General features: G+C 50.9%; 20 protein-coding genes and 1 tRNA gene. 13 read left to right on the top strand and 8 right to left on the bottom strand.

Translation table 11 applies throughout. The annotated features are described in order from the left end of the window. Positions 1-21: 21 nt before the first annotated feature. Positions 22-837 carry a tetratricopeptide repeat protein gene (locus tag IQ268_RS20050; RefSeq protein ID WP_193883036.1) on the bottom strand — a complete coding sequence of 272 codons (816 nt, stop codon included), beginning with the start codon at positions 835-837 and terminating at the stop codon, positions 22-24. A 253-nt stretch (positions 838-1,090) separates the two neighbouring features. Beyond that, a complete protein-coding gene (locus tag IQ268_RS20045) occupies positions 1,091-2,662 on the bottom strand; it encodes a Na+/H+ antiporter (RefSeq protein WP_193883035.1) in 1,572 nt (523 codons plus the stop codon). Positions 2,663-3,035: 373 nt separating this feature from the next. Here IQ268_RS20045 and IQ268_RS20040 point away from each other — a divergent pair, with 373 nt between their 5' ends. From IQ268_RS20040 to IQ268_RS20025, 4 genes are all read left to right on the top strand, one after another. Further along, positions 3,036-5,075: a cation:proton antiporter gene (locus IQ268_RS20040; protein ID WP_193883065.1), complete on the top strand. Its 2,040-nt coding sequence runs from the start codon at positions 3,036-3,038 to the stop codon at positions 5,073-5,075. 35 nt (positions 5,076-5,110) lie between these two features. Then, on the top strand, positions 5,111-5,911 hold the full coding sequence (locus IQ268_RS20035) for a class I SAM-dependent methyltransferase (RefSeq protein ID WP_228035547.1): 801 nt from the start codon (positions 5,111-5,113) through the stop codon (positions 5,909-5,911). 62 nt (positions 5,912-5,973) lie between these two features. Beyond that, positions 5,974-6,050: transfer RNA gene (locus IQ268_RS20030), tRNA-Met, on the top strand. A gap of 340 nt (positions 6,051-6,390) precedes the next feature. Beyond that, positions 6,391-7,878: a DUF697 domain-containing protein gene (locus tag IQ268_RS20025; RefSeq protein ID WP_228035546.1), complete on the top strand. Its 1,488-nt coding sequence runs from the start codon at positions 6,391-6,393 to the stop codon at positions 7,876-7,878. A 79-nt stretch (positions 7,879-7,957) separates the two neighbouring features. On the opposite strand, the gene IQ268_RS20020 is transcribed toward IQ268_RS20025, so the two are convergent. Then, complete coding sequence (locus IQ268_RS20020; protein ID WP_193883032.1) at positions 7,958-8,164, bottom strand: hypothetical protein; 207 nt, start codon at positions 8,162-8,164, stop codon at positions 7,958-7,960. 234 nt (positions 8,165-8,398) lie between these two features. Here IQ268_RS20020 and gloB point away from each other — a divergent pair, with 234 nt between their 5' ends. Then, positions 8,399-9,172, top strand: coding sequence for a hydroxyacylglutathione hydrolase (gene gloB, locus IQ268_RS20015; RefSeq protein WP_193883030.1), 774 nt, complete (start codon positions 8,399-8,401; stop codon positions 9,170-9,172). Between the two features lie 51 nt (positions 9,173-9,223). Here gloB and xth read toward each other — a convergent pair whose 3' ends face one another. The 4 genes from xth to IQ268_RS19995 all read right to left on the bottom strand — a co-directional run bounded on the left by xth (position 9,224) and on the right by IQ268_RS19995 (position 13,498). After that, positions 9,224-10,027, bottom strand: coding sequence for an exodeoxyribonuclease III (gene xth / locus IQ268_RS20010; RefSeq protein WP_193883028.1), 804 nt, complete (start codon positions 10,025-10,027; stop codon positions 9,224-9,226). 87 nt (positions 10,028-10,114) lie between these two features. After that, positions 10,115-11,101 (bottom strand): cation diffusion facilitator family transporter, encoded by a 987-nt coding sequence (locus IQ268_RS20005; protein WP_193883026.1) that lies wholly within the window; start codon positions 11,099-11,101, stop codon positions 10,115-10,117. 295 nt (positions 11,102-11,396) lie between these two features. Beyond that, positions 11,397-12,620: an acetamidase/formamidase family protein gene (locus IQ268_RS20000; RefSeq protein ID WP_228035545.1), complete on the bottom strand. Its 1,224-nt coding sequence runs from the start codon at positions 12,618-12,620 to the stop codon at positions 11,397-11,399. Between the two features lie 461 nt (positions 12,621-13,081). Continuing rightward, complete coding sequence (locus tag IQ268_RS19995) at positions 13,082-13,498, bottom strand: hypothetical protein (RefSeq protein ID WP_193883024.1); 417 nt, start codon at positions 13,496-13,498, stop codon at positions 13,082-13,084. Positions 13,499-13,744: 246 nt separating this feature from the next. Between IQ268_RS19995 and IQ268_RS19990 the strand changes: the two genes are divergently transcribed. From IQ268_RS19990 to IQ268_RS19955, 8 genes are all read left to right on the top strand, one after another. After that, on the top strand, positions 13,745-14,077 hold the full coding sequence (locus IQ268_RS19990; RefSeq protein WP_193883021.1) for a 2Fe-2S iron-sulfur cluster-binding protein: 333 nt from the start codon (positions 13,745-13,747) through the stop codon (positions 14,075-14,077). Between the two features lie 234 nt (positions 14,078-14,311). Beyond that, on the top strand, positions 14,312-14,989 hold the full coding sequence (locus IQ268_RS19985) for a response regulator transcription factor (RefSeq protein ID WP_193883019.1): 678 nt from the start codon (positions 14,312-14,314) through the stop codon (positions 14,987-14,989). Between the two features lie 287 nt (positions 14,990-15,276). Next, positions 15,277-16,020: a DUF554 domain-containing protein gene (locus IQ268_RS19980; RefSeq protein WP_193883018.1), complete on the top strand. Its 744-nt coding sequence runs from the start codon at positions 15,277-15,279 to the stop codon at positions 16,018-16,020. A 134-nt stretch (positions 16,021-16,154) separates the two neighbouring features. Then, positions 16,155-16,814: a response regulator transcription factor gene (locus IQ268_RS19975; RefSeq protein ID WP_193883017.1), complete on the top strand. Its 660-nt coding sequence runs from the start codon at positions 16,155-16,157 to the stop codon at positions 16,812-16,814. A 512-nt stretch (positions 16,815-17,326) separates the two neighbouring features. Next, positions 17,327-17,689 carry a PadR family transcriptional regulator gene (locus IQ268_RS19970; protein WP_193883016.1) on the top strand — a complete coding sequence of 121 codons (363 nt, stop codon included), beginning with the start codon at positions 17,327-17,329 and terminating at the stop codon, positions 17,687-17,689. 310 nt (positions 17,690-17,999) lie between these two features. Beyond that, positions 18,000-18,560: a cofactor assembly of complex C subunit B gene (locus IQ268_RS19965; protein WP_193883015.1), complete on the top strand. Its 561-nt coding sequence runs from the start codon at positions 18,000-18,002 to the stop codon at positions 18,558-18,560. Between the two features lie 173 nt (positions 18,561-18,733). Then, the gene (locus IQ268_RS19960; protein WP_228035544.1) at positions 18,734-19,999 is read left to right on the top strand and encodes an adenylate cyclase; all 1,266 of its coding nucleotides are present in this window, start codon (positions 18,734-18,736) and stop codon (positions 19,997-19,999) included. 104 nt (positions 20,000-20,103) lie between these two features. Further along, entirely contained in the window at positions 20,104-20,268 is a 165-nt protein-coding gene (locus tag IQ268_RS19955; RefSeq protein WP_193883013.1) for a metallothionein, read from the top strand. Between the two features lie 83 nt (positions 20,269-20,351). Here the strand turns inward: IQ268_RS19955 and hemL are convergent, their stop codons facing one another. Further along, positions 20,352-21,653 carry a glutamate-1-semialdehyde 2,1-aminomutase gene (gene hemL, locus IQ268_RS19950; RefSeq protein WP_193883011.1) on the bottom strand — a complete coding sequence of 434 codons (1,302 nt, stop codon included), beginning with the start codon at positions 21,651-21,653 and terminating at the stop codon, positions 20,352-20,354. Between the last annotated feature and the right edge of the window lie 18 nt (positions 21,654-21,671).

The following is a 21,671-nucleotide window of genomic DNA, read 5'->3' as shown; positions in this document are numbered from 1 at the left end:
GCAAGTAAGTGGGGTTACGCCCTAGCGATTAAGAATGAGCGCTTGAAACTGTTCGTCTTCCCGCACGTTGTCAAAGCTAGCGTCGGTTTGTGCCATCACTCGATACAAGTTTGGACTCAGCACGATCGCCCGATGCAAAAATTTAACGGCCTGCTCAATGTCGCCCTGCAACGCACAAGTACATGCCTTGCCATACCAGGCGTTGGGGTTGTCGGCGCGATGTTTGAGCGATCGCTCAAAGCTAACCATCGCTTCGGGATAACGATTCAGCTTGCACAGCACCAACCCCCGGTAGTTCCAGGCATAGTAGCAGTCTTGCTTTAACGTCAGCACGGTATCGAGGTTGGCAAGCGAATCATCATACTGACGCAGTGCCGCCAGCGCTACAGCACGGCTGTACCACGCTCGATAATAAGATGGCCTCAGTTCAACGGTATGGGCAAAGCTAACCACTGCTTCTTTATAGCGGTAGAGGCAAGACAGTGCGTGCCCGTGGTTGTACCAGGCTTTGTCATCATCAGGGTTGAGCTTGAGTGCCCTGGCAAAACTGTCGATCGCCTCTTCGTACTTGCCCAATTTTGCCAGCGCTAATCCTTTGCCGTGCCATGCCAGATTATGCTTAGGCTTGAGTTGCAGAGCGGTTTCAAAACTGGCAAGCGCTTCTTCGTAAGCCCCCAGATGATAGAGCGCAAATCCTCGCTGTTCCCAGCCGTCTACATGCTTCGGCTGCGCTTTTAAGAACTTATCGAATCGGGCGATCGCTCCTTCATATCGTCCAACTTGGTACAGTGCGGTTCCCTGACTTAACCAGGTGTGCAGGTCTTGATGCTGACTCATAAAACTATCCGGGTTCAGAGTTTACCCTGAACAGAGTATACCCAGCGGTATATTTAATAACACAGAATTCAGTAATAGTTCGGTCAGGTTACTGAAGCCACCGCTCCTGAGAACGATGAACCGCATTGCTCTGCCGCGATCGCACCCGTGATATTGACTTATAGTTCCCAGCTTTCGTTGAAACGGGAAGGTGTCACGGGACAGATCTGAACTGGATAACCGCTCTGTTGCGGCTCTGTTGCGGATAGTTCGCTTAGCTGTCTGTAACACTTCCTTCCAAGGCTGTTTGCAGAAAGGGCGAAAGTTCACGGTTGAGCCGCCCCAGCCGCACCAGTTCGGCATAGGTATCCGCTTCGATCGCCAGCAACTCCGACTGAAACTGCTCAACGGCAAACTCCTGCAAGTTTGGATGTTTCGCTTGCAGCTTTTCCAGGGCAGTTTGCAGCCGTTCTAGCTCGCCCCGCAGCAGCGCTGTTTGATATCGGTATAAATCCTCTTCGATGCCGGGAGGCCGATCCGATTGCTGCAAATGATCTAACACGCGATCCAGAGCAACCTGGCGGGCGGTCAGTTCCACATATTCCTGCCGCAGGGACTGATCGCCAATCAGGTTTAAGGCTTGAAGGAGCGGTTTGGTGGTCAACCCCTGAACCAGCAGGGTAAACAGCACCACTCCAAAAACGGTGGCAATAATCTCTTCGCGTTCTGAAAGGACAACCGGAACGCTGAGGGCAAGCGCGATCGATACGGAGCCGCGTAACCCCCCCCACCACAACACGGTGCGATCGCTCCAGGGAATCTCCGAGCGCACCGTCCAATTGCTGAAGCTGCCCAACCCATAGATGGCGATGGCGCGGGTTGCAATCATGGCGGCGATCGTGATGGCAATGGTGCCCAGATTTTCACCCAGGATGGCAAACTCGATCTGGTCGCCAATGAGCAGAAACACAATGGAGTTAACAAAAAATGCCAGAAACTCCCAAAACTCCGTCACAATAATTCGAGTGCGCGGGTTCATGCCAATGCGGGAGCCAAAATTGCCCAAAATTAAGCCACCCGTTACCACCCCAATTACCCCAGAACCGCCCAACTCTTCGGTCAGCAGGTAGATTCCATAGGCTGCAACCAGCGTCAAAGACTGTTCAACCAGCGGCAAATCGAACCGTTGGGTGAGATAGGAAATGCCATAGCCAATTAACCCACCGACCCCGATCCCAATTCCCACGACCGCAATAAAACTACCGATAATGACGGGCAGTTCCAGGTTGGCTCTGCCGAGCGGAATGGCAACCAGAAAGCTGAAGGCCACCACCGCCATGCCGTCATTGAATAGGCTTTCGCCCTCTAACAGCGTGGTCAGCCGTTTGCTGGCACCCAGTTCCCGAAATAATGCCGTCACCGAAATGGGGTCGGTCGCCGAAAGGCTAGCACCAACCAACAGCGCCGTGGCGATCGGCACTCCAGCCCATTGATCGAGGCTAAAGGCCACTCCAGCGATCGAGATAATCACACCAACAATGGCATAGAGGCAGATCGGTACCAGATCCCGCTTCAGCCGCGACCACTTCAAATTCCAGGCGGCCTCAAACAGCAGCGGCGGCAAAAAGATGGACAAAATCAGTTCGGGTGACAGGTTCACCAGGCGCACATCCACAAACGCCAGACCCAATCCCACAATTACCAGCAGCAAGGTGTAAGGGATTTGGCGAAACCAGCTCACAATTTGGGAAAGTGTTGCAACACTCAGTGAGACGGAGAGAACCAAAAGAAACTGTTTCAGATTCTGCTCAATTCCTGCTTCACTTAAACCAGATTCAAGCACCATAAGACATTTTTATCGGCAACGTTTGCTCACCCCCCAATTTAGATTAGAAACGGGGCAGTGATCAGCTCTCTCTGGTGCAGCAGTTCTCTGTTCCAGTTCGTTCAACATGAGGTGGTTGCCAAAGCAGGTACGCTGGCGATCGCCTGCAAATCCCCTATTCCTTAAGGCAGGATTTTGAAACCACAGGTAGGCGGCTCCAAAAATAAGTGATGATAATTTCGAGCAATGACAGTTTGTGATCGCGATCGTAGGCGCTACATCGAGAGGCAGACACGGCTAAAGTAGCCAGTCGTTACACTCACGTCCATACATGGAGGAGCGACTTTTTGTGGAACATCTCTGGTTTATCTGGATGAATCCCTGGTATGAGCGAATGGCATCCATCGGCTTGAATTCGGTATGGAATCCGGTAACTCATCCTACGATTGCTCAGTTGGTAGAACCCATTACAGACCCAGTCGCCGTGTTTCTGGTGATCATGGCGATTATGCTGGTTGCTCCGCTACTGTTTGAACGGTTACGGATGCCGGGAATTATTGGCTTAATTCTGGCGGGGGTCATCGTTGGGCCCTATGGGCTGGGGGTGCTAGAGCGAGACAGCACCATCGTCTTACTGGGCACCGTAGGCTTGCTGTTTCTCATGTTTCTCGGTGGGCTAGAAACAAGTCTGGACGACCTCAAACGCAATGCCGGAAAAGCAGTCACCTTTGGGTTGCTAACGTTTGCTATACCGATGATCTTCGGTACGGCAGTTATGCTGCTGTTGCAATACAGTTTCCTGGCCTCTATTCTGGTGGCCTCTTGTTTGGCCTCTCATACGCTGGTCGCCCTGCCCATTTTGGCTCGACTGGGAATTATGCGTGCCCCCTCGGTAACGGCGACGCTGGGTGGAACCATTATTACAAACGTGCTGGCTCTGTTAGTGTTGGCGGTGGTGGTGAAAGCCAATGAAGGAAACCTGACCCTTAACTTTTGGCTGTTCTTAATCCCATCTTTGGCAATTTATACCTTTGCTACGTTGTGGGGCGTGCCAAAGCTAGGACGCTGGTTTTTCCGCCAGTTCGGCCATGATGAAAGTGCAGAATTCTTGTTTGTTCTTGCGGCTCTGTTTGTGGTGTCTTACATTGCCGGACTAATTGAAATTGAACCGATTGTTGGCGCGTTCTTAGCAGGCATCGCCATCACCCAAATTATTCCGCAACTGAGTCCGTTGATGAACCGGATTCAGTTCATTGGCAATACGCTGTTTGTGCCCTTCTTCCTGATCTCGGTAGGAATGCTGGTTGACCCGTTGATTCTGGTGAAAGAGCCGCGATCGATTCTGGTAGCTGGGGTCATCGTAGCTGCCGAGCTGGCTAGCAAGTTTCTGGCTGCCTGGGTACCCGGAAAATTCTTTTTTAAGTGGCCGTTTCCCAGCACCATGGTAACGTTTGGGCTGTCGGTGGCTCAGGCTGCATCCACCCTGGCTGCCATTACCGTTGCCTTCAACATTGAACTGGTTGATGAGCTAACCGTTAACGGCATTATTGTCATGATTTTAGTGAGCTGCATTGCCTCACCCTGGATCACCGAGCGTTGGGGTAAGCAGATGAAGCCAGAGATCCCTGCTGCAACGCAGCAAGATCAGCATCAGTTGGGCGATCGCGTCCTGGTTCCGGTGGCTAACCCCAACACCGAAGACAACCTGTTGCAGCTAGCGATTATCCTCGCTAAAGGAGCAGGGGGTACCCTATTGCCCTTTCATATCCTGGCCGACCAGGGGGGACGTATTCCGGCTGAAGCCAAAATTCAGCAGCAGCAGTTGTTAGATGCAGCCGTGGCGATCGCCCATTCAGCCGTTGCCAACGTGGAACCGATAGGCCGGGTGGATGACTCAATTGATCTGGGTATCGTGCGAGCCGCAAATGAGCGCAACGCCAGCCTGGTGATTTGCGGCTGGAAAGGCTACTCCACCTATCGCGACAACTTCTTTGGCAGCGTGTTAGATAATGTGGTGCGCCTGACCACCATGCCCGTTCTCATTACGCGGTTCCCCCAGCCAATCGAAAACACTCAACGGGTGCTGCTAGCCCTCTCGGATGTGGAAGAATCATCGCCTCGCTACATCCAAACTCTGGCACTGGCAAAGACCTTGGCCGCAGAGCTAAAAGCGCCGCTACACTTGCTCGATGTGAGCCGCAGCGGCCAACACAAGGCAAAACTGGATTCCGCCAAACAGGATGATGACATTTCCGTGGAACAGCTTCGCGGAACATTGGTGGGTCAGGTGTTTAAACTGTTGCGCGAAGGAGATTTGCTGATGCTCATTGCCGATACCTATCGAGTCGGCCAACCCGTTATGGGGCGACAACCAGAGGCGATCGCCCGTAAGCAACCTGAAACACCGATGATCATTGTGCATTTTCCCAACTAGCGCTTGCGACCCATCAAACTGAATTCATTGCAAGGATGAACATTGAGTCTATGACGGATACCAGTTCCACTCCTCTACATACTCAAAATCCGCGCGATCGCTTTTCCAACCGAGCGGTCGATTATGCTCGCTATCGTCCAAGTTATCCTGCGGAGGCGATCGACCAACTGCTAGACGGGTTAGAGCCACCCAATCAACTAACCGTGGCAGATGTGGGGGCAGGAACAGGCATCTCGTCTCGGCTACTGGCCGAGCGGGGCGCAACGGTCGTGGCGATCGAACCCAATGCGGCCATGCGAGAGTTGGCGACCCCCCATCCCCAGGTGCAGTTTCGAGCCGCAACGGCTGAGCAGACGGGGTTAGCAGAGCGTTCGGTGGATCTGGTGATTTGCGCTCAGTCCTTTCACTGGTTTGAGCCAACCGCCACCCTGGCAGAATTTCACCGCATTCTTAAACCCAGCGGGCGGATCGGCCTCCTGTGGAACGATCGCAACGTAGAAGATGCATTCACGCGAGCCTACAGCGATACGATTCGGGCAGCGTCCGATAAAGCAATATTTGATAGCCCCAACCGCAAATCGGCCAGCGCATTAGAAACCAGTCCACATGTCCGCCAGTTTCGCCACTACCGCTTTACCCATCGCCATCCGCTCGATCAGTCCGGGTTAATTGGGTTGGCGGACAGTTCGTCCTATGTTCCCAAAACCGGAGAGGCGTATCAGCAACTGCTGATTAATTTGGAGCGGCTGTTTCAAACATGGGCGATCGATCGCGGTGAAACGGCCGTTTTTCTGAGCTATCACACCGATTTGTACCTGGCAGAGCCACGGATTTGAAAAAGAGACCCGAATTCGCTTGCCACTTTGCAAACTATGTCGCTATACTAGATAGGCAGCGACGCGGGGTAGAGCAGTCTGGTAGCTCGTCGGGCTCATAACCCGAAGGTCAGTGGTTCAAATCCGCTCCCCGCCACCAAGTCAAGTTTTAATAAAGCCCGTTATCTATCTGGATAGCGGGCTTTATTCATGGTCAGCCAGATTCAGGGTCAGCCAGATTCAGGGTCAACCAGCAATCATCAGCGCTGCCATTGTCTGCCCGGTCTCGGTTTCTGGTCAGGTTTGGGCGATCGCATTTTTCTACATTAAAGATTGCAGAAAAGCGCTCCTATCCCCCCAGCAGGGTACTGTCGCTGAGTAAGATAGGGGTGGGGATCGGCAACAAGCCTTCCTATTCCTATTAAGAAGATATAGTCATTCATTTAGCGTAATAGACATCTGGCGATCGCCAGGTTGAAGTGATGAGGCGGCAAGCACTTATGGTTAATCTGCGGCGACCTATTTTAGTTGGTGGAGTGGGGCTATCCTTTGGAGCCTGGTTACTGCAAAGTATGCACCCGGCCATCTCCGACCTGGGCGGCACAGCCGTATGGGGCGCGATCGCCCTGGGTTCCGGTGTCTGGTGGCTAAAACAACAGACTGGCAAAAAACTGGACGTATCGACCCCGGTGCCGCTCGATCGCAGCCAGGTTGAAGCGGTGCTGGCCAGCATTGATACACAGATCAACCAGTTGGCTCCAGAACTGGAGCGAGTCGATGCTGAAGCGGCTGCCGCTTCTCTTACCCATCTGCGCGATCGGTTAACCCATCTCCAGGCTGAACTCGATCGCCACGATCTGCGAATGGCGATCGTAGGCGGAACCTCGGTCGGCAAAACCACCCTCAGTCAACTGCTGAATCTCCACTGGGCGCTGCAACTCTCTGCCGCTTTGTCCTCGGTTAGCGTTAGCGATACAGCATCCCTATTTACAGAGGCAGATCCCGCTCTCAGCCTCCCGGCCAGCGTGCCAGACACAGATTTGGTGCTGTTTGTCACGGCTGGAGACTTGACCCAGCAAGAGTATGAAGCACTGCAACAGCTCATTACGCAGGGGTATCGGGTGCTGCTGCTCTTTAACAAGCAAGACCAATATTTGCCCAGCGAACGCCCAACGGTGTTACACCAACTGCGGGAGCGGATTAAAGCAGAGTTGCCCATTGAAGACGTGCTGGCGATCGCCACCAATCCAGCCGCTGTTAAAGTGCGTCAGCATCAGCCTGATGGCACCGTTGCCGAACGATTAGAGCAACCCACGCCCGATCTGACTCCGTTGACCGATCGCCTTGGTCAACTCATTGCCCATCATCGCCAGCAGCTAATCCTGGCAACCGTGATGCGGCAAGCTGGCGATCTAAAGCAATCTATTCAGGCTGAACTCAACCGGATTCGACGCGATCGCGCTATGCCATTAGTTGAGCAATATCAATGGATTGCAGCAACAGCCGCATTTGCCAATCCGGTACCCAGTCTGGATCTGCTGGCAACAGCGGCAATTAACACACAGCTCATTGTCGATTTAGGCGCAATTTATCACCAGTCGTTTTCAGTAGAACAGGCTAAAACGGTTGCGGTAACCCTGGCGAGCCAGATGCTGAAGTTGGGCTTAGTTGAAATGACGACTCAGGCCGGAACCCACTTCCTTAAAAGCAATGCCCTGACTTATGTGGCAGGTGGTTTGCTGCAAGGCGTGAGTGCGGCTTATTTAACCCGCCTAGCAGGACTGAGCCTGGTTGAATATTTTGAGGAGCAAAGTGCAACCCCGACCACGGATGGGCTGTTCCAGGTCGATCGCTTTACCCAGAAACTGAAAGCAGTGTTCCAGGATAATCAGCGAACGGTGTTTATGAAGACGCTGGTAAAACAGGCGATCGATCGCCTCACACCCGAACCATCCCACACTGGCGTTGAAATCAAAGCGGGCGCATAAAAGACAGCAGCCGATGGAGCAAGTGAAGCGCTAATCCATCGGCTGCTGTGTTAAGGCAGAGTCGGCAATTGGTCGAGAGCTAGTTGACTAGTTTCAAGCGTCCCGCTTGAATAGAGTCGAAGACGCGGTTGAGCAGGCGGCGTTCGTCGCCAGTAATTTTGTCGGTCGCTAAAATGACCGAGGTGAGCTGCAAATGCTCCTTGCGGCTCATTTGCCCTGAGGCAATGATGCGATCGACCATTGCCCTGACGTCCATTGTTGGCTTGCTTGGAGTCGTCCAAACCATAGCGATATATCCTGGATGCAAAGAGATATGTGAAACGTTGGCTGTAGCGAAACTAACGGTTTACCAAATTAGCTGTATCTTTATTCTCTTGAAAGCCAACGAGACTTTGGCAAAGCTGTGGTAAGAATCGAATAAAGACTTGGTAAAACTAAGAGAGAGCCTTCCATACCGCTTGTGTAGCTAAATTGGATGGCATGTACTTAGATTGCCCACGTTCTTAAGGAGACATAACAGATGCAGATCAACCGACTGCCAGCATTGTCGGATAACTACATCTTTCTGCTACATGATCCAGAGCTAAAGATTGCAGCGGTGGTTGATCCAGCAGAAGCAGACCCGGTGTTGCAGCGGTTAACTGAACTGGAGGCAACCCTGGTTGCCATTTTTAATACGCATCACCATAGCGATCACGTTGGCGGCAATGCCAAACTGCTACGGCGGTTTCCAGAGGCTATTGTTTACGGTGGAGCAGAAGATCGGGGCAGAATTCCAGGACAAAAGATGTTTTTGCAGGAAGGCGATCGCGTTTCGTTTGGCGATCGCGAAGCAGATGTGCTGTTTGTACCCGGCCATACCAGCGGCCACATTGCCTATTACTTTCCGTCGGCTCAAGCGGGAGAGAGCGGAGACCTGTTTTGCGGAGATACGCTGTTTGCTGGCGGCTGCGGCAGGCTATTTGAGGGTACGCCAACCCAGATGGTCGATTCGCTGAGCAAGCTGCGCCTGCTGCCCGATAACACGCGTGTTTGGTGCGCGCACGAATATACGTTGAAGAATCTTCAGTTTGCCCTGACGGTCGATAACCAAAATTCTGACTTACAGGGACGGTTCCAGGACGTAACCCATCTACGGCAGCAGCTCAAATCCACCGTGCCGTCGGTGTTGGGAGTTGAAAAGAAAACGAATCCATTTCTGCGGTGGGATCAGCCTGCGTTGCAGTTGGCGACCAAAAGCCAGGAACCTGTACAAACCTTTGCCCGATTGCGCGGCATGAAGGATCGGTTCTAATTCCATCAGGTTTCATTAGGCTGACGCAAAAACACTGAGATTTGCGTCAGTTTAAGCAACAGTGGATGACAGCTCGACCGTGACGGGAGCGTGGTCACTCGGCTTTTCGAGTTTGCGGGGAGTTACATCAATGGTGCAGGCGATCGCCCGTTGGTAAAGACCCGGCGAAAGGTAGTGATGGTCAATCCGCCAGCCCAAATTCCGACGAAACGCAGCCGCACGATAATCCCACCAGCTAAACTGCCCACCACCCTGCTCAAACTTGCGGAAAGCATCGGCCAAGCCCAAGTCGAACACAGCCTGCTGCAACGCCTGCCGTTCTACATCCGTTGCCATAACTTGCTTTTCCCGCCCGCCAGGATCGTGGATGTCTTTGTCTTCAAAGGCAATGTTGAAGTCGCCACACACCAGCAGGTCAGGGTGTTGTGCCAGCAACGCTTTCAGGTAGGTTTGCAGAGTAGCCAGCCAGCGCAGCTTGTAGTTATACTTTTCGCTACCTACCGCAGACCCGTTGGGTACGTAAAGGTTGACGATGCGAACGCCATCTAAAACACCCGTGATGACGCGCTTCTGGTCGTCTAAGTTGCCGACTTCTGCTTCACCTAAAACAGCCGAAAAGCCGCTACTCACATCCTCTAACGGAGCTTTACTCAACAGCGCCACGCCGTTATAGGATTTCTGACCGCTGATATAAACGTGATACCCCAGCGTTTCCAGTGGCGATCGCGGAAAGTCGGCATCGGCCACCTTCGTTTCCTGAACACAAAGCACATCAACAGAATTAGTGTTGAGCCAGTTGCTAACATGCTCTAGCCGAGTTCGAATTGAATTGACGTTCCAGGTAGCGATCTTCATTGAGCAAGGGTCACTGACGAGCCGCTATCTAGCTTAGAGCAAGTTGGAACACGATAGCGATCGCCATCGGGAAGGGTGCCACTGGATTCATCGAATTTCGGCATTGCTAGAGGGTTCGATCGGCGATAGGCCAATCCGATCCAGCGTTTGCGGTTGTGATAGGTTGACCGTTTGAGACAAAATAGGAGCCGCCATTTGGAGAAAGACATCCTGGATGCCAAACTCTTGCTGGAGCGAGGTTTGAAGCTGATACAACAGGCGATCGCGTGCCCAGCCCTCCTGCAATGCCACACTAATATGTGCCGAGAGGGCTTCCTGCCCTAATGCAATCGTCCACACCCGCAAATCGCTGACGGCAACGACCCCTTCGAAATCCTGAAGATGGTTTTTTAGTTGCGCCATATCCAGATGAGCCGGGGCTTGTTCCAACAAAATCTTGACGCTGTGGTGAATCAGCGGAATTGCTCCTGCGCCGATCAATCCAGATACCACCAGGCTAATGGCACCATCTGCCCAGTTCCAATGAAACAACCAAACGGCGATCGCAGCAATGATGACCCCAACCGAACTCATGGCATCAGCCACCATGTGCAAAAACGCACCTCTTAAGTTGAGATCGTGATGGCTATGATCGTGCAGAAAGACGGCATTGAGGCTGTTGACCCCCAAACCAATCACAGCAGTAACCAACATCGGCAGGCTCAAAATTTCGGTAGGCGGAGCTTGCAGCCGAGTAATGGCTTCCCAGGCGACCCAAATGGCGATCGCCACCAGACCGACTCCGTTGGCCAGGGCGGCCAGTATCTCGACCCGACGATAGCCAAACGTGGCCTGATTCGATGGAGGAAGTTGAGCAATCCAGCTTGCCAGCAACGCGATGCCTAGCGCTACACTGTCTGAAAGCATGTGACCGGAATCGGCCAGCAGTGCCAAACTGTGGCTAAAAACGCTGACTCCAAGCTCAGTTAGCGAAAACGCAGTAATTAAAACTAACGCTGTCCACAACAGGCGAACTTTTTGGGCTTGCCGCTCTGGATCGATCTGACAGTGAGAACAGGTGGAATGATGATGCATTCGAACTAATTAAACTGAGCAATAACTGTTGAGCAATAACTGTAAAGCAAGTCTTTAACACTTGACTGCGCTGATTTTTAGAACTTCAGGCAGTATAACTAGCTTCATGGTGCTGTGAACTCATCTAAGCAGCCAGATTTATGGTCTGGATTGCAGTCAGCACAATCAGGCTGAGCCACCTACAGACAATAAAAATGGAAGCTATTTCAGGAAAGACCATTCCGTCTTTAGCTTCCACCGTTAGTTGGTCATCAGATTAGTTGGTCATCAGAACGGATGTCTGTACGTTTTACGTCTATTCGGGCTTGAGAGCCTGAAACATCTGTTTTGGAATCACGCCATGAATGCCCTTCACGATGTCTACCACTTGAGACACTTCAAAGTCGATCGCAGCACTGCCCAGCAATAGAGCATCCGGTTTGGTTAAACCGTATTCATCGCTAGCAATCCGCAGATACTCCCGTACCGAGTCTTTCATGGCTTCGTTCAGGTCTTCGTCGAGGCCGATCGCAATCCAGGCATCTGCAGTTTCACCCATTGGAGCCGTTAGCTCCATATCCTTGTGCAGCACTAGCTGAAATGTGGGCGTAAGAGAACACTCGATCGCCGTAAGCGCCACCTCTCCGTTCCCCTGAGCGCAGTGAGGATCGCCTGAGTAAAACAAGGCACCAGGAACCTGAACGGGCAGGTAAAGGCTGCTGCCCTCGCCCAGCCACTTAATATCAATGTTGCCGCCATACACACCAGGAGGTACCGAGTTAGCCGATTGCTCAACGTCCGCCGGAACCACCCCCATAATGCCCATAAACGGCTTGAGCGGAATATCAATATCCGGCAAACCGTTGGTTGGTTTGAACACACCGATCGCTTCTTCGGTCTTAAGCGGGATCACTTTGGTGTAAATTGGCTCACCGTTTTCTGGATACTCCCCTGGCAATGACCCTTTTCCATGACGGTTGGAAATCACGCCGTAGGGCACCCGATAATCAATGTTCAGGGTTTTAATTTCCAGAACATCCCCTGGTTCAGCTCCTTCCACATAAATTGGGCCAGTAATTACATGGGGACCCGGCCCAGTTTTTTCTACCTGTGCTTTAATCGTCATCTGATCGGCCAGGATGTCTTCCTGTTTGATTCCGCCCCCTGTCAAAAATTGGACGGTATCTCCCTGGTCAGCCAAGATCCCTTCATGGGATACGGTTTGCATGGTAATGCGATCGCCCGACTGCACTGTGAGAATGGGCTGACTATCCGGCTTAAACAATTCTCCCCAAATGACGTTTTCGGGCGTGGACTCAACCTCATACAGTTGTCCAACCGTTGCAGGCGTTGACAAGGCAACCCCAACCCATCCAGCCAGGACAAAGATGATAGCGGTATTAACGCCAACCCAGATAGGCCATTGGCGACGGCGCGATCGATACATCTGCCGCCAGTTTATCCGTCTAAACGGCCTCGATAAGGTAGCCGCGCCTGAGAGCAAGCTATCTGTTAGCTGCTTTAACCAAAACCTGCTCATATCTCTGTGATTTAGCTCCTAAAGTGGTCTCACACTACGGCTGAGTTGAAATCAATCAACCAGCAGATGAATTAGTGAACAACTTTTCAGAGATCAGGGTTGTAACCGAATGTACAGGATACGCCTGGTTGAATTGGGTAATTACTCGTCCCGTTGCCCTCTAAACCTTGGTTGGAGGCTATTTGAAACGGATTAACGGTCATCTTTATCAGGGCGCAGCATTTAGCAGATAGTCCTTGAAATCAATCCAGACGTGCCCGTCGCTGGCTTGCCGCAGAGTATGCCACGCCCTTAGCTCGGCTTTATTCATTTGAAATTGCGGTCATTCTGAAGTGCCAGAACTAGAAGTGACAATGGGTTCTAGAATGCGGATAAAGTCGAGCTTAGGACAGCTAGGGGCGATCGCAACAAAACCCACACCCCTAACCACTCTGTTTCAAAAGTGTCCTGACGAAATAGCGTTACTCCAGTAAGTTGAGATAGTTGGCGATCGTCGTTGCAATCTCCGAAGCAGTTGGAACGCTGTACTGAATAAAATCAACCTTTCCAGGTTTGACTGTCTTCAGCAACATCCCGTTGTAACCATTAGCGCTGGCATAAGCAGTCATCGAAATCTCCGGAACCTCCGTCTTACTATCAGCACCTACATATCTGCCCACAATGAAGCTGGTGTGAACAGCCGGGTCATGCTTCAAATAAAACCGAAAGTTGCGATTTAACAGGCTACCGATCAGCGCATCATGAGCCTCCTTGATTTTTTCTTCTAGCTGGTCGATTCTACAGACTGGTTGGCTTGAAGTGTCTGTGTTTGTGCTTTCCCCAAACAAGCGCCAACTGGTGCTGAGATTGATGAATGTTTTTCTAACTGTTTTAAGCATGGCTCACTGCCAGAAAGTTCAATCTAAGGTTGTTGTCATTCTGCCCACAAAAATCAGCAAAATTTAGCAATCAATCTTTACACTACACGGTTGATCAGACTGAATTACCCTGCCTGGGTTCCATCTTTTCATTTATTTCTCAAATGAAATAGCTTTACAATCCGTCACCTTAGCACTACACCAGCAGTCGGGTTATTTTCGGATAGGCTAGTTGTGATTGGTGGCATTGACGATTTGAAATTAGATATGGCAGTTTATCAGGTTCGACTCGTAAACCCAGAGAGTCGTCTCGATCGCACCATTGCTGTTCCAGACGATCAATTTATTCTGGATATTGCCGAAGATGAAGGCATTCGGCTGCCATCAGGCTGCAAACAGGGTGAATGCTCAGTTTGTGTTGCCAGGCTCGTCACTGGCACCCTGGATCAAAGCGAGCAACGGTTTCTTCGTCCGGCTGAACTAGAAGCGGGTTATGTAGTCACCTGTGTGGCCTATCCTCGTTCCGATTGCACCCTGCACACGCATCAGGAACAGGTGTTGTACCAGTCGGCACTCTATTTCGACCCTGGACACCCATAGCCAGACGGTTCAAACTGGAGCGCTTCAGTTGTACCAGCAGTACGCCTGTGCTGGTTGCGCCATCAAAACTAGGGGATTGAAAGCCTGAAAATCGAGAGCCTGCGCGTTGCAGCAAAAACCCGCGCCGAGAATCGTGCGGTACAACACAGAAAACTCTGCCCAATCTCGCTTTACTGAAGCTTACTCGCACTCAAGCGGGTGCTGGCTGATACCGTTTTGGCTTCAGATATACTTATGCGGATACTGCTGGTTGAAGATGATGCTCAATTGGGCGAAGCCTTGGCTGAAGCGCTCATCGACCAACGCTATGTCGTAGATATTGCCAAAGATGGAGAGCGAGGTTGGCAACAGGCAACAACACTTCCCTACGACCTGGTGTTGCTGGATGTTACCTTGCCCAAGCTAGATGGCATGAGCCTATGCCAACGGCTGAGAACGCAGGGCTATCAGCTACCGTTGATGATGTTGACAGCTCGCGATACCAGTGCCGACAAAATCATGGGCTTAGATGCAGGTGCCGATGATTACGTGGTCAAACCTTTTGACTTGCCAGAGTTAATGGCGCGGGTTCGAGCATTGCTGCGCCGGGGAAATGCGATCGCTTCTCCATTACTGCAATGGGGCAAACTACGGCTCAACCCCAGTACCTTTGAGGTGACGTACGACGATCGCTTACTGCGATTAACGCCCAAAGAGTTTTCGTTGTTAGAACTATTACTGTGCAATGGTCGGCGTGTCCTCAGTCGTGCCATGATGATCGAGCATGTTTGGTCGTTGGCCGACCCGCCCGAAGAAGATACTGTAAAAGCGCATATCAAGGGTTTGCGTCACAAACTGCGGTTGGCAGGTGCCCCAGAAGATCTGGTGGAAACGGTGCATGGATTGGGATATCGGTTGAAACAGGTAGAGTAAGAAGAAGCGGGGGAGACAATGCCCACCCTGCGAAACGTCTAGCAAACGTCTAGCAAACATCATCCTCAGACAATGTTTGGGCAGACACATAGTTCGGTGCGTCTCCTGGCTAATAGCCCATTGAAAATAACTGATAACCAGACCAGTTCAACCAAGAACGTCGCCTGTTGCCCCATCAAAATGCTGCGGCCTACATGCAAGATCTAGAGTGGGATGGTTGAATAAGTGAGGGGAATTTCAGATTTACTGTAACCCTGACTCGGCGCGGCACAACATGGGCTGAACACATGGCAATGGATTTTTTTGCAAGAACGAGCGGCACCTGGATTAACGCCATCACTGTTTTGCTAGGAACAGCGCTCGGCTTATTTCTACGAGGACGATTGCCGATGGCCATGCAGCAGGTGATTACTCAAGCCGTGGGGCTGCTGACTATTTTTATTGGCTTAGGTATGGCTGCCAGCCTGAACGACGTTACAGCCGGACAGGTTGACGGTGTAATCGTCGGACTGTTGGCTCTGGTGCTGGGTGGCTTGTTGGGAGAATGGTGGAAACTGGAAGCGTTGCTGGAGTCCGTAGGTGATTGGTTAAAGCGTCACTTCAAAGGTAAGGGCAGCTTTACGGAAGGATTTGTTGCCGCCAGTTTGCTGTTCTGTGTTGGCCCACTGGCACTCATTGGCAGCATCAACAACGGGTTGACCGGAGATAATGCGCTGCTTACCATCAAATCGGCAATGGATGGACTCGCAGCGATCGCCCTCACCAGCAGTTTTGGCATCGGAGTGGGTTTCTCGACCTTACCTATCCTGCTATATCAAGGTGGCTTGTCCTTAGGGGCAGGTGTGTTAGCGCAGAGCATTCCAGACCCCACCACGTCGCCACAGGTGCTGCTAGTGACTGGAGTGGGTGGGTTGATGATCGTAGGATTAGGATTCAATCTGCTAGAAGTGGCGCGTATTCGGGTGGCCTCCTTCCTGCCTGCCCTGCTTTTGGCTCCATTGGTTCACTGGATTGCATCCCAATTAACCTGAATCTCTGCCGTTGCTGCCGTTCCCCTTTGGCAATCGACACCGTCTCTTGTTAAAAAACTAGAATAGTTTGGTAGTTTCGTCGCATCATTTAAAGTGCAGCTATAGTGCAGCCATGTCCCTGAAGGATTGTTTCAATGACCCCTCCCTCCGACTTGCCCCCCGCTAAAGTTCTCATTGTTGAAGACGACCCCATGATGCAGCTTGGCCTGGAACAAGCGCTGGCTGGCTACCCCGGGCTAACCGTTGTGGGTCGTGCCGATGATGGCTATATTGCCGTTGAAGAAGCGCTGAGACTCAAGCCTGACATCATCGTGATGGATATTGGGTTACCTCGTCTGGATGGTATTGCTGCCACTCAACAAATTAAAGCAGCACTGCCCAGTGTGCGTGTGGTGATGTTGACATCTCATACTACTGAGAATGAAGTGATTGCCGCTCTATCTAGCGGTGCAGATGCGTATTGTGTCAAAGGAACGAGCGTCGATCGGTTGATTACGGCGATCGCAGCCGCGCAAGAGGGAGCCAGTTACCTTGATCCCCAGGTGGCTCGGCGCGTGATGGATCACCTGAAACCCAGCGCCCCCACCGAAACAGCGATGATCGGTCAACTATCTCAGCGAGAATTGGAAGTATTGAAGTTGATGGTAGAAGGACAGAGTAACCCCGAAATTGCAGCAGCTTTATACCTGAGTCCGAATACCGTCAAAACTCACGTTCGAGGCATTATGAATAAACTGGCGGTTGACGATCGCGTTCAGGCCGCTGTAATTGCGCTGCGGGCAGGGATAGTATAAAAGATACGACTAAAGAAATATATAAAGTAACTCTGCTGATAGTGAAATTAAAGAAGAAACAAAGTTAGTTGAAAGAACAATACGAAGTCTTCAACAAAAATCTTCTTTAGGGTATAAATCTCCTTCTGAAGTAGGACGGACGATTATAGAATTCAGTGATTAGAATTAGTTATTGTCTGTCGCCATAGTAGCCCCCAAAAGCACAGCGACTTTATCTGCTTCGATTATGAGATTTGATGTCTCACTTCAGGCCAATTGCTAAAGCGTGGGTGTTGGATTCAAGCTTAAATCAGTTCAATTTCACCACGAGTCAAAAGGATGCAGACAAATTTTGATCTATCTAAGATCAAAACTTGGCGCTGTAACAACGCGAGCATTCTAAAACTCGGCAGCAATACCTGAACTATCAACAGATAAGCTGTCGCGCCAATGAGGTTACAATCTACCTCCTACATGGTTAAGGCTAGAAGCTAGCCGCTTCTACTGTACTGTTTTCGGTTTGGACTTGCTGTATGACAACTTTTGAAGATATTTATCAGTTCTTTCAAAATCCTCCTCCGTTTTATCTGAATAAAGAACTAGCCGTTTGCTATGTTCTGTCTGTACTTTTACGTCAAGATTCGTACGGTACCGAACTGATCCATCTTCTAGAACAAGAGTATTCTAGTTATAGACTCTCAGATACAGTGCTATATAGTGCGCTGAAGTTTCTAGAAGATGCAGATGCGATTACAGGGTATTGGAAGAAAGTAGAAGGTCGAGGTCGTCCTCGACGCATGTATCAAATTAGCCCGGATTGGAAGTCTAAGGCAGAGGAACTTTCATACCTTTGGCACAGTTATGCTGACAAAAAAACGTTAGTTCATCAGCATTAATTTAAGACGAATATAGGCAAGCAGTTGCCAAATTGGAGCTTCCTTAGTGCGGTTTTGGTTCGCAATTGGCGGCTGGCAAGCTTTAACAGTTAGGTTAATCCTGACTTGAATCTAAAGTCTCAAAATTTAATTGAATTACCGCGTTGTTGCACCAGTAGGTGCCCCATTCACTAGAGAGTAGGGCACTAGCTGGTGCAAATTCTATAGCTTCTGTACAGTAGGAAAGGAGAGGTATTCTGTGGATTAATCTGTGGATTAATCTGTGGATTCAGTAGTCCTCTCTTGTCTTTAAGTTGTTCATGCGGTTTGTATGCAAACGTCCGTTCTGTCGTCTACTGCCTTGTTGACTGTTCTACTGGCGATCGGGCTTATTTTCTTCATTCGAGCCTCGACCAAAGCCCGCATTCAAGTGGTTCAGCTCGTCACCGAACAGGAAGAAGAACCGCTATTGCAGCAGTTAGAGCAGTACTTCACGCAGCGTGCTTATCGAATTGTGGCCGTTGATGCCGCCCACCAACAGGTTACGTTTGAAGGGTTGGTTCGTCCTAGCGTGTTTCTGGCCGTTTTCCTGACCACACTAGCCGCAATCGGCACTCTTTGCCTCGCGTTGGTGCTGGCGCTCCTGTTTCCGGCCTTTGCTGCCTTTTTTCCAATTTTGCTCGCGATCGCCCCGATCGCCGGCATTTTCTATTGGCGCAAGTCGGCTCGCCCCGAACGGGTAACACTCCAGGTTCAGCCGTTTTCTGCCACCCCTGCATCAACGTATTCAGCAGCAGCCCAGAGTCTACTCACTGTCACAGGCCATCGAGATGAACTGGCTGAACTGCAACAGTCATTTAATTTAAAACAGTTTGAAGCCGAGTCAGCTTAAACTCTGTAGCAATCGCACCTGCTCTTGAGGTACGTTTACAGTGCTAAAACTAGAGCACAACTCTAACTCAAACAAGGGGCAACACACCTCTTGACGAAATGGCGTTGGGTCTGAGAATTTCCGTCTCTGCTACACCGTTGTGAGGGTTTGACTTGGTGAACGGCACGAAGCTGATGGCTCGCCTCCAAGCATTGCAAACACAGTGGAGGCAAGCTCAAACATTTCCAGAATTTCCGGCTTATCAACAGTGGCGACGTAGATTTTTGCAACATCGGCTGCGGTTAGGGTTGCGAATTGCCATCATTGCCTATTTGACGTTTATTATTCTCGATTTGCTGCGAACGGTAACCAACCCCGATCGCTGGGACCCAACCTGGATAACCATGGCCATTAGTGCCGAGATCGGGCTGGTGCTTTGTCTCATCTTGCGCCATAGCCCGATGGGGAAACAACGCCCAGAGCTGATCTTTTTGGGAGCGTCCTGGTCTGTAACTCTAGTGGAGCAGGTATGGGCAACCTCGCGCGGCGTTGCTTTTCCAGGATTGTTTGCCTGGACGCTCGTGTTCCTGACTCAGGCGACGATTTTACCGCTGCGGTGGTCGCTACACCTGGCTTCTCAAATCGGCGTTCTACTGTACTATTACGGTATTAATACCCTATTAGAATTAACCCCAGCCGATCAGCCGCTTTGGGATGCCAGCCAGGTGCTTTACCTGTTTTGGTTTTGTGGCATTTGCGATTTGTCTGTGTTTCTCTATGAACGCCTGCAACAGTCCGAATTTCAGGCTCGGCGCGAATTAGAAATAGAGCAGCAGAAGTCTGAGCAGTTGTTGCTCAACATTTTGCCCGCAGCGGTTGCAAAACAGTTGAAGCAGGAACATCGAACCATTGCCGAAAGCTTTTCGGATGTAACGGTGCTGTTTGCCGATATCGTTGATTTCACTCGGCTGTCGGCAGGTATTCCGCCCGATGAGATGGTCGATTTACTGAATCAAATCTTTTCGGCCTTTGATCAACTGGCCGATCGCCACAATTTAGAGAAGATCAAAACCATTGGCGATGCTTATATGGTGGTGGGTGGTTTGCCCGTTGAGCGAGCAGACCACATTGAGGCGATCGCCGATATGGCGCTGGACATGCAAACCACCATGACTCGCTTCACCACACGTCAAAATCAGGCACTCCACATTCGGATTGGAATTAACAGTGGCCCTGTAGTTGCCGGGGTCATTGGCACGAAAAAGTTTATTTATGACCTTTGGGGCGATACGGTAAACGTAGCCAGCCGCATGGAATCTCAAGGCTTGGCAGGCCGAATTCAGGTCACGGAAACCGCCTACTTAAAGTTAAAAAAACACTACTGGCTTGAACCGCGCGGCTCTATTGAAGTAAAGGGCAAAGGGGCAATGATGACCTACCTGCTCTGTGGCAAACGATAGCTGACAACGTGCTTCTGCCTCGGCTCGATGAATTGCCTCTCAAAATATATGAATATCTGTTCATATGTTGTATGATTGAGCCATACGCAATTGAGGATCTGATTATGTCTACTGTGACCCAAATGAAATGCGCCTGTGACCCATGCCTGTGCATCGTTTCCACCGAAGATGCCGTTCAAAAAGATGGAAAGTACTATTGCAGCGAAACCTGTGCAGAAGGGCATCCCAACGGACATGGTGATTGTGGGCACACTGGCTGCACCTGTTAATGCACCGTTCATTCCATAGAAAAAAGGGGCACATGAATCATGCGCCCCTTTTTTCTAATCAATCCTGGCTGAGAGTGTGTGGCTTAAAGACTGGACATCACGTCTCTAGCGGCTGCAAGCGTGCGATCGATATCTTCATCGGTGTGCGCCAATGAGGTAAAGCCAGCTTCAAACTGGGAGGGAGCTAAATACACACCTCGCTCTAACATGCCTCGATGGAACCGGGCAAACTTTGTCGCATCCGACTGTTTTGCATCTTCATAGTTATGCACCGGACCTGCGGTAAAGAAAAAGCCAAACATACCGCTGATTTGCCCACCGCAAGCTGCGTGCCCTGTTTCTTTGGCAACAGCTAACATTCCATCCGCCAACCGTTTAGTGACGCGATCGAGTTCCTCATAGGCTTCTGGGCGCTGCAACAGTTCCAGCGTTTTAATCCCTGCCGTCATTGCCAGGGGGTTGCCCGACAGCGTTCCTGCCTGATACATAGGACCAGCAGGAGCCACCATTGACATAATGTCTTGCCGCCCACCGTATGCGCCGACAGGCAAACCACCGCCAATAATTTTACCCAATGTGGTTAAGTCGGGTGTTACTCCAAACTTTTGCTGAGCGCCTCCGTAAGCAATGCGGAAGCCTGTCATCACCTCATCAAAGACTAAGAGCGCCCCATAGTCTCTTGTAATTTCCCGTAAGCCTTCTAAAAATCCTGCATCGGGCGGAATAAAGCCAGCATTGCCGACTACAGGTTCCAAAATGACACCTGCAATTTGATCTGGATTCTCCACAAACAAAGCTTTGACGGCTTCTAAATCGTTGTAGGGAGCCGTAAGAGTGTCCTGTGTCGTGGTTTTGGGCACACCGGGCGAGTCGGGCAACCCCAATGTGGCAACGCCAGACCCCGCTTTAACCAGGAACATGTCGGCGTGTCCGTGGTAACACCCTTCAAACTTAATCACTTTGTCGCGTCCGGTAAAGGCTCGCATCAAGCGCAGCACTGCCATACAGGCTTCGGTACCCGAATTGACAAATCGCACCATCTCAATGCTAGGTACGGCATCAATTACCATTTGAGCCAGCACATTTTCCAGATAGCACGGGGCACCAAAGCTAGTTCCTTTATCGATAACATCATGCAGCGCCTTCAGCACGTCTGGATGGGCATGACCGCAAATAGCAGGTCCCCATGAGCCGACATAATCGATATATTGGTTGCCGTCTACATCCCAAACATACGCACCTTTCACCCGATCGAACACAATGGGCTGCCCACCCACCGATTTAAAGGCGCGAACAGGTGAATTTACGCCTCCCGGCATTAGCTTTTGAGCCGCCGCGAAGATCTCTTCCGATTTATTGGTTTTCAAGTTTGTCGTAGTAACCAAGACTTTCTCCCTTGCAAA

Origin of the sequence: Oculatella sp. LEGE 06141, from assembly GCF_015207605.1 — a bacterium.
Classification (GTDB): Bacteria; Cyanobacteriota; Cyanobacteriia; order Elainellales; family Elainellaceae; genus Oculatella.
This window is presented reverse-complemented; position numbering and strand designations above follow the sequence as displayed.